Consider the following 12,885-nt stretch of genomic DNA (forward strand, 5'->3'; position numbering starts at 1 on the left):
GTTACCGCTTGCGGTCGTGTTGTCCCATGAGATCACGGGAATGCAACAGTGTGCGAGCACCCACGGTAGTGACTCCCGCCGGTCACCCGACCCGACGACCGCCGTAACCTTGCGGCAACGCATCGACCGACACCGAGGCAGGACCGGAGGAGATGCCCGTGGAGGCAGGTCAGGACGGCGGAGAGACGCCGGAGCAGTGGCGATCCGTGCTGATCGACGTCTCCGGCGTGACCCTCGCGGAACTCGTCGCGGCCGACGACTCGGCCCTCGCCCACGCGCTGCGCCGAGTCACCGACGAGCTGGATCGGCCCGGTGAGCCGATCGCCGGCTTCAACTCCGCCATCTGACCCGCGGATGCGATCCCGCGCCTTCCAGCTCAGCGACGCCGCCTTCGCCGCCCTCGGCGCCGGCCGCCCGGACGCCGGCACGCTCGACACGCTGTGCCGCGCGCAACTGAGCCGCACCCTCCTGCTGCTGCGCGAGCTCCGGCGCCGGCATCCGGCGGCTCCCGCGTGGTACTCCCGGATCGTCGCGGCCGGCCCGGACGAGGGGAACCGGCTGATCGCCGATCCGATGACGGGTCTCTGGGCGGCCCGGGCGCTGCGCGCCGGCGACCCGGCCGAGGACTTCGAGATCGAGGGACGTCCGCTCGCGGCCGTTCATCGCGATCTTCGCTTACGGGTACGGGTGGACGACTCCAGCCCTCTGCGGCACGAGTTCGGCCTCCCGCCGGCCGAGCCGCTCACCGACGCCGGGCGCGATCACTGGCAGCGCTGCCTCGACGAGGCCTGGCGGGTCCTGGTGACCCGGCACCGCCCGGCCGCCGAGATGCTCGCCGCGATTCTCCGGGTGATCGTCCCGGTCCGCCCCGACCCGGCCGCCGAGGGGATCAGCGCCACCTCCTCGGAGGCGTTCGGCGCGGTCGCCATGTCGGCCCCGGCGGACGCCACAGCGCTCGCCGTCGGCCTGCTGCACGAGACCGTGCACAGCGTCCTGAACGCCACGAACCTGCTGTTCGACCTGGTCCGCCCCGGTGGCGGCACCGGCTACTCGCCCTGGCGGGACGACCCGAGACCGGCCTCCGGCGTGCTGCACGGCACCTACGCCTACCTGGCCGTCACTCGGTACTGGCGGACCGAGCTGGCGCACGCCGCCGACCCCGGCGCGGCGTTCGAGTTCGCCCGCTGGCGGGTCGCGGTCGCCGACGCGGCGCGGCGGCTGCTCGCCGGTGGGGAGCTGACGCCGGCCGGCGTCCGGTTCGTGACCGCGCTGCTCGACGAGGTCCGGCCCTGGCTGGACGAGCCGGTCGACCCCGAGGCGGTCCGCCTGGCCGATCTGGCCCGCACCGATCACCACCTGCGCTGGCGGCTGCGGAACCTGACCGTGACGCCGGAGCACGCCGCCGCGCTGGCCGGCGCCTGGCGGGCGGGCCGGCCGCCGCCGCCGCCGGTGCCGTCGATCACGGCACACGTCCCGGGGCGGGCCCTGGAGAACAGTCCCCGGCTGCGCCTGGCCCGTGCGTTCCTGCGACGGGAGGATGACGACCCGGCAGGCCGTGCGACCGCCGGGGACCTCGCCTGTGTGCGGGGTGATTCGGGGGCCGCTGTCACCGCGTACCAAATCGATCTTGAAAAGGACCGCAATCGGGATCTCACCTGGGCGGGCCTCGCCCTGGTCTCCCCGCACCCCGGCTTGCGCTCCCGGCCGGAGCTGGTGAAGGCCGCCGCGCTGGCCGTGCCCGAGGCCCCGGTGGACGAGCTCGCCGATTGGCTCTCCGGATAACTCATCTGCACCGTTCCCGGACCGATACGACTCGCCGGAGGTGGCCTCGTGGGTCGTCATGCTTTCTTGGATCGGGTACGGGTCGGTGTCGACGACACCGTCGTCATCGCCTCGCTCGTCCTGCTCGCCTGGCCGGCCGAGGGCGGTCCCTACCCGGGCGCCCACGCCGGTGGGCACGTCGTGCCGCTGCTCGCGGCGCTCTGCCTGGGCCTCGCCGTCCTGCTGCTGGACGGCGGGCGGCCGGTGCTGCGGATGGCGGTCACCGCTGCCGCGCTCGCCACCGCCGGGTTCCGCCAGCTGCACGGCGAGCTCACCCCCACCGCGGTCGGACTGGTGCTGCTGGTGGCGATCGCGGTGCTGGCCCGGGAGCACCTCGGCAGGCGGGTCAGCGCCGACCTCTCCCGGCAGCAGAGTCTGCTCGCCCAGCACGCGTTCCGCGACTCGCTGACCGGTCTCGGCAACCGCCGGATGTTCCTCGAGTACGCCGAGGGCGTGCTGCGCGAGCCGGCCCGCGCACAGACCGCGGTGGTGATCGTGGACCTGGACGGGTTCAAGGCCCTCAACGAGTTCCACGGGCACGCGATCGGCGACAACCTGCTGCGTGCCGCCGCCGACCGGCTCTCCACGAACGTCCGCGCCGGTGACACGGTGGCCCGGCTCGACGGCGACGAGTTCGCGGTGCTGCTGCCCGGCGTCGAGGACGAGCAGGCGGCGATCGCCGTCGCCGAGCGGGTCCTGACCGAGCTGCACCGGCCGCTCACCGTGGCCGGCATCCCGATGAGCGTGCGGGTCAGCGCGGGTGTCGCGGTGGCCGGCCCGAACGAGCGCCTGGACTCCGTGCTGCGCCGGGCCGACCAGGCGCTCTTCCGGGCCAAGCAGGAGGGTGGCGGCGTCGCCCGGCGGTTCGACCCGGTGCGCTTCGCCGCCGCCGCGGCCCGCCGCCGTGCCGAGGCCGACCTGCTGCGCGGCCTGGAGGCCGACGAGTTCGAGGTGCACTACCAGCCGATCGTGGACCTGGCCGGCGCCGACCGGACCGTCGGCGTGGAGGCGCTGATCCGCTGGCGGCACCCGGAGCACGGCCTGCTCCCGCCGGCCGACTTCCTCGACCTGGCCGAGTCCCTCGGCCTGCTCCCCCGGATCGGCGGCTGGGTGCTGGAGGAGTCCTGCCGGCAGGCGATCGCCTGGCAGCGGCAGTTCCCCGGATTCGAGCTCAACGTGAACCTCTCCGCGTCGCAGCTGGGCAACCCCCGGCTGATCGACGAGGTCCGCGAGATCCTGGACCGCACCGGCCTGCCCCCGCGCGACCTGGTCCTCGAACTCACCGAGTCGGTGGCGCTCACCGATCTGGAGGAGTCGGCCCGGGTGCTCGGCGGGCTCAAGTCCCTCGGTGTGCGGCTGGCCCTGGACGACTTCGGCACCGGTTTCTCGTCGCTGAGCCACCTGAGCACCCTGCCGGTCGACGTCGTCAAGATCGACCGCTCGTTCGTGCAGGGCATGCCGTCCAGCGGCGGCGCGTCGGTGGCCGAGGCCGTGCTGCACATCGCCCGCACGTTCGACCTGTCCCCGGTCGCCGAGGGCGTCGAGGACGCCGCGCAGGCGGACTGGCTGCGCGGGCTCGGCGCCGGCCGGGCGCAGGGCTACCACTTCGCCCGCCCGATGCCGGCCGACGAGGTGACCTCGCGGCTGGACCACGAGGCGCTGGTCGGGGAACGCGCGGCCTGATCTCGTAACGGAGATCTACTAGAGCGGCGGGAGATCGATATCGGTCTCCAGGCGTTCACCGGCGGCGGTCCTCCGGAACACCGGATGGCCGTCGCCGAACGCTTTCGCCAGCGCGTCGAGGGCCTGCTGCTGCGCCGCCTCGTCACCGTCGCCGAGCGCCAGGTTCCACGCGCAGGCCGCCGTGTCCGGGTGGTCCACGCCGCGCACCTGGCGGGACCGGCGCAGGGTGTCCGCGGCCACCTCCCGGGCGGGTTGCGCCTCGCCGGCCGCGGCCAGGTCCGCCGCGAGGCCGTTAGCGCAGCTCAGCGTGAACGGATGGTCGGCGCCGACACTGCGCCGCAGGCCACCGAGCACCTCCTGGTCGATGGTGCGCGCCTCGGCGTACCGGCCTGCCGCGCGGACCACCGCGGCCAGCCCGGCCGAGGCGGCCAGCGTGAACGGATGCTCGTCGCCGAGCACCGCGTGGTACCTGATCACCGCGCGTTCCAGCAGCTCGTGAGCGCCGGTCAGGTCGCCCTCCGCGCGGGCGCAGTGCGCCAGCGAGACCGCGGCGGCGAGCGTGTCGACGCTCAGGTCACCGAACCTCTGCCGGCACGCCGCGAAGTTGGCGGCGGCCAGCTCGCGGGCCTCGGGCAGCCCCCGGCGGCGGGCCGCCATCGCGGCGAACCGGCCGGCCCAGAGCGCGAACGGGTGGTCGGCCGGGACCCGTCCGGACGGCTCGTCGGCGAGCACCGCCGCGGCGCCGGCGAAGTCGCCGAGCCCGTACAGGTCGAAGGCGAGGCCGGTGCGGGACGACAGCGTCTCCGGATGGCCGTCCACGAAGATCGCCTGCCGGTGCCGCAGCACCTGCTCGTCGATCGTCCGGGCGCCCCGGAAGTCGCCGAGCAGCCGCAGGTCGGCGGCGAGGTTGTTGGCACAGCGCAGCGCGGTCGGGAAACTCTCGCCGAACAGCCGCCGGTACCGGACCAGGTTGTCCGCGTCGAGCTGCCGGGCCTGCCCGAAGTGGCCCTGCATCCGCAGGTCGCCGCCGACGCTGTTGGCGGTCGCCAGGGTCGCCTCGTCGTCGGCGCCGAACACCTCGCGCTGGGTGCGCAGCGTCTGCAGGTTCAGATTCCGGGCGTCCGAGGTACGGCCCACCGCCCGCAGCGCGTTCGCCAGGTGGAACGCGGCGAGCAGCGTCTGCTCGGCCGTCTCGCCGAGCGCGTCACGCCACCGGGCCACGGCCGACGACGCCAGGTCCCGGCTGGAGTCGTAGTCGCCCCGGGCGAAGTGGAAGCGGATGCAGTTGATCACCAGCTGGCGCACCTCCTCGGCGTCGCCGCCGAGCAGGTCGGAGTGGATCAGGTGCGGCGCCAGCTCGGCGTACCGGTACCAGCCGGCCGGGTTGTCCGGGTCGCCCGGGTCGGCCGCCGCGAGCATCCCGCGGACCGTGCGCAGCAGCGCGGCGTGCCGCTCCGAGCTGAGCTCCTGCCCGAACATGCCCCGGACCAGCGGGTGCACGGTGAGGCTCTCGCCGGCCGGGTCCAGGTCGGCCAGGCCGAACCGGCCGATCCGGCGCATCGCGGCCCGCAGGCGACGCTCGACCCGGACCGTGCGGGCGACCTCCCCCTCCAGCGGCAGGGTGCGCGCCGCCCAGAGCAGCCGCCAGGAGATCGGCGCGCTGGCCAGGAACGTGCAGAGCTCCAGCAGGACCCGGTCGGCCGGGGCGCTCTCGCCGAGCGCCTCGGCGGCCAGTCCCCAGGCCACCCGGATCGGGGTGGGGAAGGCCAGCTCGGCGGCCCGCTCGTCGTAGCGGCGCAGGTACTCGCTCAGCGGCCAGCCGGCCGCCTCGCGCACCGCGGCGGCCAGGTCGAGCGCCATCGGCACGTCGTCCAGCCGGGCCGCCAGGTGCTCGGCGTCGGTGGCGGACAGCTCCGGGGCCCGGGCGCGCAGCAGGTCCACACTGTCCGCACGGTCGAAGACCGGCACCGGCAGCGCCTGCGCCACCTCGGCGGTCCATCGTGGGTTCCGGCTGGTCACCAGCACGTGCCCGGCCCCGCTCGGCAGGTACGGCATGATGTCCTCGGGCCGGTTCGCGTTCTCGAAGACGACCAGCCAGTTGCGGTACGGCTCGCCCCGGCTCAGCGCGTCGCGCACCGCGCCGAGTGTCCGGTTCAGATCTCGCGCCTCCGGGATGCCGAGCTGCTGTGCCAGACCGGCGAGCGCGGCCCGCATCCCGGCGTTCTGCTCGGCCGGAATCCACCACACGAGGTCGTACGTGTCGGCGAGACGATAGGCATATTCCACCGCTAATTGGGTACGTCCGGTACCGCCGAGCTGGTGGTCCGGGCTTGGCAGCAGCACCACCGGACCGTTGCCGAGCAGACCGCGCACCCGGGTCAGCAGCTCTTCCCGGCCCACGAAGCGGGGGTTGCGCGGCGGCAGGCCGCCACGGATCGGCACACTGTGCTCCTCACGTGTTGGTGATGCCGATTACCGTACGTGGAACCCCCGCCAACGCAAAGCGGGCACGCGCTCGAGACGGAAGGCTCCCCGGTGACCGATGAAATCGTGACGAGTCTGGATGTCGCCGACGGCACGGCAACGGTGTCGCTGCAGGGCGAGATCGACATCCTGACCGTGGAGCAGCTGCGGGTCGTGCTGGGCGAGGCCGTGGCGAGCCGCCCGCGCGAGATCGTCGTGGAGATGGCCGGTGTGGCGTTCATCGACTCGACCGGCCTGGGCGCGCTGATCTCCGGTTTTCAGCGTGCCCGGGACCAGTCGATCGCGTTCCGGCTGGCCCGTCCCAGCGCCAACGTCCGGCAGATCCTGGTGCTGAGCGGGCTGCTGGAGGTCGTCCAGGTCACGCCTTGACGACCAGCCCCAGTTCGGGGGACATCGTCTTCACCTTGGTGCCGATGAAGAGCATCAGGCTCAGGACCGAGGCGAGGATCGCGAGCGCTCCGGCGCCGTACCAGGCCATCGTGTACGCGCCGAGCTGATCGCGGACCAGCCCGGCGGTGGTGGCCGCGATCGCCGCGCCGAACTGGTGCGAGGCGAAGACCCAGCCGAAGACGATCGGGCCGGCCGCGCCGAAGTACTCCCGGCAGAGCGTGACGGTCGGCGGCACCGTCGCCACCCAGTCCAGGCCGTAGAAGAGGATGAAGACCAGCATGCTCGGATGCGCGGTGGCGGCCAGGATGGACGGCAGCACCAGCAGCGACAGCCCGCGCAGGAAGTAGTAGCCGCCGAGCAGGATCCGGCTGTCCACCCGGTCGGTCAGCCAGCCGGACGCGATAGTGCCCACGATGTCGAAGACGCCGACCAGGGCGAGCAGCCCGGCCGCGGTGGTCTGCGGCATGCCGTGGTCGTGCGCGGCCGGGATGAAGTGCGTGCCGACCAGCCCGTTCGTGGTCGCCCCGCAGATCGCGAACCCACCCGCGAGCAGCCAGAACGCCCGGGTCTTCGCGGCGTCCCGCAGGCCGCGCAACGCGGTGCGCGCGGCGCCTCCGCTCTGCTTCGGCGCCTCTTCCGCGGGGCTGCCCTCCGGGCTCCCGAGCGCGGTCACCCCGAGGTCGGCCGGGAAATCTCTCAACCGCCAATAGATCAGGGGTACGACGAGAAGCGCCGCGACCGAGACGGTCAGTGCGGCTGTCCGCCACCCGTCCGACTCGGCGATCCGGGACAGCACCGGCAGGAAGATCAGGTTGCCGGTCGCGCCGCCCGCCGTGAGCACACCGGTGACCAGGCCACGGTGCTTGACGAACCAGCGCCCGGTGATGGTGGCGACGAATCCGAGGGCGAGCGAGCCGGTGCCGAGGCCGACCAGGACGCCCCAGCAGAGCATCAGCTGCCAGCTCTGCGACATCCACAGGGTCAGCCCGGAGCCGGCCGAGACGAGCAGCAGCGCCGCCATCGCGACCCGCCGGATGCCGAACCTGTCCATCAGGGCGGCGGCGAACGGGGCGGTCAGGCCGTAGAGCAGCAGGTTCACCGAGACGGCGGCCGAGATGGTGCCGAGCGACCAGCCGAACTCGTCGTGCAGCGGCTGGAGCAGTACGGACGGGGTGGCGCGGAAGCCGGCCGCGCCGATCAGCGCGATGAAGGACACCGCGGCCACGGTCCAGGCGGGGTGGATTCGTCTCACACCCGGATTCTGCTGAATCCGGCATCGGTGAACGAGTGGCCGGAAGGCCATGATGCGCAAGAATCAGGCCATGGCTCAGCCTCAGCCTCATGTCGTCGCGGTGCTCGCCCTCGACGGCGTCGTCGCGTTCGACCTCGGCACGCCGGTGCAGGTGTTCTGGTCCGCCCGCCGTGCCGACCACGAGCCCCTCTACGACGTGCGGGTCTGCGGTCCCGGCCCGGTCCGCAGCTCGGCCGGGTTCACCGTGGTCCCCGACCACGGCCTGGAGACGCTGCGAATCGCCGGCACCGTGGTGGTGCCCGGCGTCCACGGCGTCGGACCGATCCTCGACGGCACGATCGATCCGGAGATCCGGGACGCGCTGCGGGACGCCGCCGAGCGGGGCGCCCGGATCGTCTCGATCTGCACCTCCGCCTCGGTCCTGGCCGCGGCCGGTCTGCTCGACGGTCGTCCGGCGGCCAGCCACTGGGCCTACGAGCGGATCCTGCGCCGGCTCTACCCGGGCGTCGGGTGGGACTTCGACGTGCTCTTCATGGACGACGGCGACGTGCTGACCTCGGCCGGTGTCGGCGCCGGGATCGACCTCTGCCTGCACATCGTACGCGCCGACCACGGCAGCGAGGTCGCCAACCGGGCGGCCCGCCGGTGCGTGGTGCCGCCCTGGCGGGACGGGGGTCAGGCCCAGTTCATCGAGCGGCCGGTGCCGCCTTCTGCGGGTAGCGGCACCGAGGCGACCCGTGCCTGGGTGCTGGAGCGGCTGGCGGAGCCGCTGAGCCTGGAGGAGATGGCGGGACACGCGCGGATGAGCGTGCGCACGTTCACCCGGCGGTTCCGTGACGAGACCGGCTTGAGCCCGCGGCAGTGGCTGCTGCGGCAGCGGGTCGAGCAGGCCCGGCTCCTGCTGGAGTCGACCGACCTGGCCGTGGAGGTGGTGGCCCGGCGGGCCGGGCTGGGCAGCGCCACCGCGCTGCGGCAGCATCTGCACGCCACGATCGGGGTGGCGCCGGCGGCGTACCGGAGGACGTTCCGGCACGGGAGCTGACTCGGTTCCGGCGACTCAGGTTCCCGGCGATCCGTCCGATGGGTCCGTCGGAGGACTCGATGGATCAAACGTTCCGCCCGCTGCTCGATGCCCTCAAGCAGATCGGTGTCGACCCGCACGCGGTTGATGCGGCAGCCGATGAGGCTCAGCGCAGCGGACGGTCGGTACGGGCTGTCCTGATCAACGACCAGGTGGTCACCGAGGAGCAGCTCACCAAGGCCGCGGCCGCCGCGTTCGGCATCAACACGCTGGACCTCGTCGGTTTCACTCCGGACCCGACCGCGCTCAAACGCATCCCGCTGCCGGTGGTGCTGCGGCACCGGGTCCTCGGCCTCGCCATCAACGACGGCGAGCTGGTCGTCGGCGTGACCGACCCGGCCGACGTGGTGGCGCTCGACGACGTGCGCGCGGCGACCGGCATGACCATCCGCCCGGTCGTGGTGGCCCGCAGCGAGGTCCGCCGGATCATCGAACGCCTCCAGCGTGAGGGCGCCGACCTCGCCGACCTCGCCGACGACGCGATCGACGACTCGGCCGGCATGGCCGCCCAGGCCACCAGCAGCGAGGACGCCCCGATCGTCAGGTACGTGAACAGCCTGATCGAGCAGGCCGTCATGAACCGCGCCTCCGACCTGCACCTGGAGCCGACCGAGGACGACATGCGGGTGCGGTACCGGATCGACGGCGTGCTGCACGAGCTGGACGTCGTGCCGCGCGGCGTGATGGCCGCGCTCACCTCGCGCATCAAAATCATGTCGGGCGTCGACATCACCGAGAAGCGGCTGCCGCAGAACGGCCGGATCAGCGCGCTGATCCGGGACCGGACTGTCGACCTGCGTACCGCGACGCTGCCCACGGTGTGGGGCGAGAAGATCGTGCTCCGCGTCCTGGACACCGGCGGGATCGACCTGGACCTGTCCAAGCTCGGCTTCACCCAGCACAACCTGGACCGGTTCAGCGCGTCGTTCACCAAACCGCACGGCATGGTCCTGGTCACCGGACCGACCGGCTCCGGCAAGTCCACCACGCTCTACGCCACCCTCGGCAGGATCAGCCGGCCGGAGGTCAACGTGATCACGGTGGAGGACCCGGTCGAGTACCGGCTGCGCGGGATCAACCAGGTGCAGGTCAACGCGAAGGCCGGCTTGACGTTCGCCTCGGTGCTGCCGGCGATCCTGCGTACCGACCCGGACGTGGTGCTGATCGGTGAGATCCGGGACGGCAACACCGCGCAGATCGCTGTCGAGGCCGCGCTCACCGGTCACCTGCTGCTCTCCACCCTGCACACCAACGACGCGCCGGGCGCGGTCACCCGGCTCACCGAGATGGGCATCGAGCCGTTCCTGGTCGGCTCGTCGCTGGACTGTGTGCTGGCGCAGCGGCTGGCCCGGCGGATCTGCGACTGGTGCAAGGAGGCGTACGCGCCGACCGAGGAGGAGGTCATGGCCGCCCGCTGGCCGATGGAGGACCTGGCCTACCCGGAGGTGCTGTACCGGCCGGTCGGCTGCCGCAACTGCGCGAACACCGGTTACAAGGGCCGGATCGCGCTGCACGAGGTGATGCCGGTGACCGCGGAGATCGAGTCGATGACCATCCGGCGGGCCTCGGCCAGCGAGATCCGCGAGGCCGCCCTGGCCCAGGGCATGTACGAGCTGCGCTCCGACGGCCTGGCCAAGGCCGCCGGCGGGCTCACCTCGATCCGGGAGGTCTCCCGGGTGGCCGTCTGACTACTAAAGCTGGTTCCCCCGGTGCCGACTTAACAGGCGACGGAACGAGGAAAGGGCTGGAGCGGGAAATGGACACGATCGAGCAGGTTCGGCAGCCGGAAACAGCCGCCACCTCGGACGATCTGGACGTGCTCGACCAGTTGCTCGTCACTCTGGTGGAGTCGCGCGGCTCCGACCTGCACCTGACCGTCGGCTCGCCGCCGATGATGCGGGTCGACGGCGGGCTGCGGCCGGTACCCGGCTACGGCAAGCTGAACGCCTCGGACACCGAGCTGCTGGCCCGCGCCGCGGTCACCCCGGCGCAGTGGGAGACGTTCCAGCGCGTCCAGGAGATGGACTTCGCGCACAGCATCGTGGGCGTCTCCCGGTTCCGCGGCAACCTCTACCGGCAGCGGGCCTCCTGCGGCGCGGTCTTCCGGGCCATCCCCCACAAGATCAAACCGCTGGACGAGCTCGGCATGCCGGAGTCGGTGGCCCGTTTCGCCCACCTGCCCCGCGGCCTGGTGCTGGTGACCGGCCCGACCGGTTCCGGCAAGACCACCACCCTGGCCTCGCTGCTCGACCTGGCGAACCGCAGCCGGGCCAACCACATCATCACGATCGAGGACCCGATCGAGTTCCTGCACCCGCACAAGCGCAGCGTGGTCAACCAGCGCGAGGTCGGGTCGGACACCGAGAACTTCGCCACCGCGCTCAAGCACGCGCTGCGGCAGGACCCGGACATCATCCTGGTCGGCGAGCTGCGCGACCTGGAGACGACAGCGACCGCGCTGACCGCCGCGGAAACCGGTCACCTGGTGCTGGCGACGCTGCACACGCAGAGCGCCACCCAGACCATCGACCGGGTCATCGACATCTTCCCGCCGCACCAGCAGCTGCAGATCCGCGCCCAGCTCGCCGCCAGCCTGCAGGGCGTCATCACCCAGGCGCTGGCGCCGAAGGCCGACGGAAAGGGACGGGTGGTGGTCGCGGAGATCCTCACCGCGACCCCGGCCATCCGCAGCCTGATCCGCGAGGGCAAGTCGCACCAGATCCCGTCGTTCATGCAGGCCGGCGCGAGTGAGGGCATGCTCGCCTTCGATCAGCACCTGGCCGAGAAGATTCGGGAGGGCGCGATCACCATGCAGACCGCGCTGGAGATCAGTCACTCACCGGACGAGCTCAAGCGGCTCGTGGGACGGGCGTGATGCCATGCCGGCCACCAAGACCTTCAACTACAACACGATCGACGCCCACGGGAAGAAGTCCAAGGGCACGATCGAGGCGCCCAACGAGGCCGCCGCGACACACATGCTGCGCCAGCGTGGCGAGGTGCCGCTCGGGCTGACCCTGGCCGGGCAGGGGCTGCAGCGCGAGCTCAAGATCCCTGGCCTGGGCAACCGGGTCAAGATCAAGGATCTCGCGGTGTTCGCCCGGCAGTTCGCCACGATGACGGCGTCCGGCATGTCGCTGCTGCGGTCGCTCGCGATTCTCGAGGAGCAGACCTCGTCGGCCCCGTTGAAGCGGGCGATCGCCGAGGTGCGTACCGACGTGGCCAGTGGCGGGGCGCTCTCCTCGTCGATGGCCAAGCACGACCGGGTCTTCCCGCGCCTCATGATCGCCATGATCCGGGCCGGCGAGACCGGCGGCATGATCGACAAGGCTCTGGTGCAGATCGCCGAGAGCCTGGAGAAGGACACCGCGCTCCGCGGCAAGATCAAGGGCGCGCTCACCTACCCGGCGATCGTGCTGGCGTTCACGTTCGTACTCATCGCCGCAGTTTTGATCTTCATCGTCCCGATCTTCGAGTCGATGTTCAAAAGCCTCGGTGGCGAACTGCCGGCGATCACCCAGTTCCTCGTCACGGCCAGCCACAACATGGTCTGGATCGGTCCGCTGATCATCGCGGTCGGGCTGATCACGAGCATCACCTACAAGCACCAGATGCGGACCAGCCCGGAGTTCCGGTTCCGGGCCGACGGGCTCAAACTGCGCATGCCGGTCTTCGGGCCGCTGCTGCGCAAGCTGGCGATGAGCCGGTTCTCCCGCAACCTGGGGCTCCTGCTCAACGTCGGCGTCCCGGTCATGCAGGCGCTGTCAGTGGTCGGCGAGACCACCGGCAACGAGGTCATCAACGTCGCCATGAAGGACGTCCAGGCCGCCGTCCGGGACGGCCAGCCGATGTCCTCCGCGCTGCGTAACCACAAGATCTTCCCCGAGATGGTCACTCAGATGATCGAAGTCGGTGAAGAAAGCGGCCAGATCAGTCAGATGCTGGACAAGGTTGCCGACTTCTACGACAGAGAGGTCGACGAGGCGGCGGAATCCCTGACCGCGTCGATCGAACCGATCATGGTGCTCGTCATGGGCGCCGTGGTCGGCGGCATGGTCGTCTGCCTCTACCTGCCGATGTTCACGATCTACCAGAACATCCAGACGAGCTGATCCCCCATTCCCCCGGCCGCTCCCGACGGCCGGGTTCGCACCGCCCCTTCCCCACCCCCTCA

The 12,885-nt window shown here is 71.8% G+C and carries 10 protein-coding genes; 8 read left to right on the forward strand and 2 right to left on the reverse strand.

The genetic code is table 11. From position 1 onward, the window contains the following. The first annotated feature begins 152 nt into the window (after window positions 1-152). From fxsA to AB0F72_RS10425, 3 genes are read left to right on the forward strand one after another with little or no spacing between them, the layout of a single operon-like run. Complete coding sequence (fxsA, locus tag AB0F72_RS10415) at window positions 153-347, forward strand: FxSxx-COOH cyclophane-containing RiPP peptide (RefSeq protein WP_360428446.1); 195 nt, start codon at window positions 153-155, stop codon at window positions 345-347. A gap of 7 nt (window positions 348-354) precedes the next feature. Further along, a complete protein-coding gene (locus AB0F72_RS10420; RefSeq protein ID WP_360428450.1) occupies window positions 355-1,782 on the forward strand; it encodes an HEXXH motif-containing putative peptide modification protein in 1,428 nt (475 codons plus the stop codon). Between the two features lie 48 nt (window positions 1,783-1,830). Then, entirely contained in the window at window positions 1,831-3,504 is a 1,674-nt protein-coding gene (locus AB0F72_RS10425) for a bifunctional diguanylate cyclase/phosphodiesterase (protein WP_360428453.1), read from the forward strand. An 18-nt stretch (window positions 3,505-3,522) separates the two neighbouring features. On the opposite strand, the gene fxsT is transcribed toward AB0F72_RS10425, so the two are convergent. After that, window positions 3,523-5,946, reverse strand: a complete 2,424-nt coding sequence (fxsT, locus tag AB0F72_RS10430; RefSeq protein ID WP_360428457.1) for an FxSxx-COOH system tetratricopeptide repeat protein — start codon at window positions 5,944-5,946, stop codon at window positions 3,523-3,525. Between the two features lie 93 nt (window positions 5,947-6,039). Here fxsT and AB0F72_RS10435 point away from each other — a divergent pair, with 93 nt between their 5' ends. Beyond that, complete coding sequence (locus tag AB0F72_RS10435; protein WP_360428460.1) at window positions 6,040-6,357, forward strand: STAS domain-containing protein; 318 nt, start codon at window positions 6,040-6,042, stop codon at window positions 6,355-6,357. Here AB0F72_RS10435 and AB0F72_RS10440 read toward each other — a convergent pair. Beyond that, a complete protein-coding gene (locus AB0F72_RS10440) occupies window positions 6,347-7,681 on the reverse strand; it encodes an MFS transporter (RefSeq protein WP_360428463.1) in 1,335 nt (444 codons plus the stop codon). The two genes, AB0F72_RS10435 and AB0F72_RS10440, sit on opposite strands and share 11 nt — an antisense overlap. Before the next feature lies 1 nt (window position 7,682). Between AB0F72_RS10440 and AB0F72_RS10445 the strand changes: the two genes are divergently transcribed. The 4 genes from AB0F72_RS10445 to AB0F72_RS10460 all read left to right on the forward strand — a co-directional run bounded on the left by AB0F72_RS10445 (window position 7,683) and on the right by AB0F72_RS10460 (window position 12,823). Beyond that, window positions 7,683-8,672: a helix-turn-helix domain-containing protein gene (locus tag AB0F72_RS10445; RefSeq protein ID WP_360429271.1), complete on the forward strand. Its 990-nt coding sequence runs from the start codon at window positions 7,683-7,685 to the stop codon at window positions 8,670-8,672. A 59-nt stretch (window positions 8,673-8,731) separates the two neighbouring features. Next, a complete protein-coding gene (locus tag AB0F72_RS10450; RefSeq protein WP_360428466.1) occupies window positions 8,732-10,399 on the forward strand; it encodes an ATPase, T2SS/T4P/T4SS family in 1,668 nt (555 codons plus the stop codon). A gap of 68 nt (window positions 10,400-10,467) precedes the next feature. After that, the gene (locus AB0F72_RS10455) at window positions 10,468-11,586 is read left to right on the forward strand and encodes a type IV pilus twitching motility protein PilT (protein WP_360428469.1); all 1,119 of its coding nucleotides are present in this window, start codon (window positions 10,468-10,470) and stop codon (window positions 11,584-11,586) included. 4 nt (window positions 11,587-11,590) lie between these two features. Then, on the forward strand, window positions 11,591-12,823 hold the full coding sequence (locus AB0F72_RS10460; RefSeq protein ID WP_360428472.1) for a type II secretion system F family protein: 1,233 nt from the start codon (window positions 11,591-11,593) through the stop codon (window positions 12,821-12,823). Window positions 12,824-12,885: the final 62 nt, after the last annotated feature.

It is taken from the genome of Actinoplanes sp. NPDC023936 (genome assembly GCF_040639325.1).
Classification (GTDB): Bacteria; Actinomycetota; Actinomycetes; order Mycobacteriales; family Micromonosporaceae; genus Actinoplanes.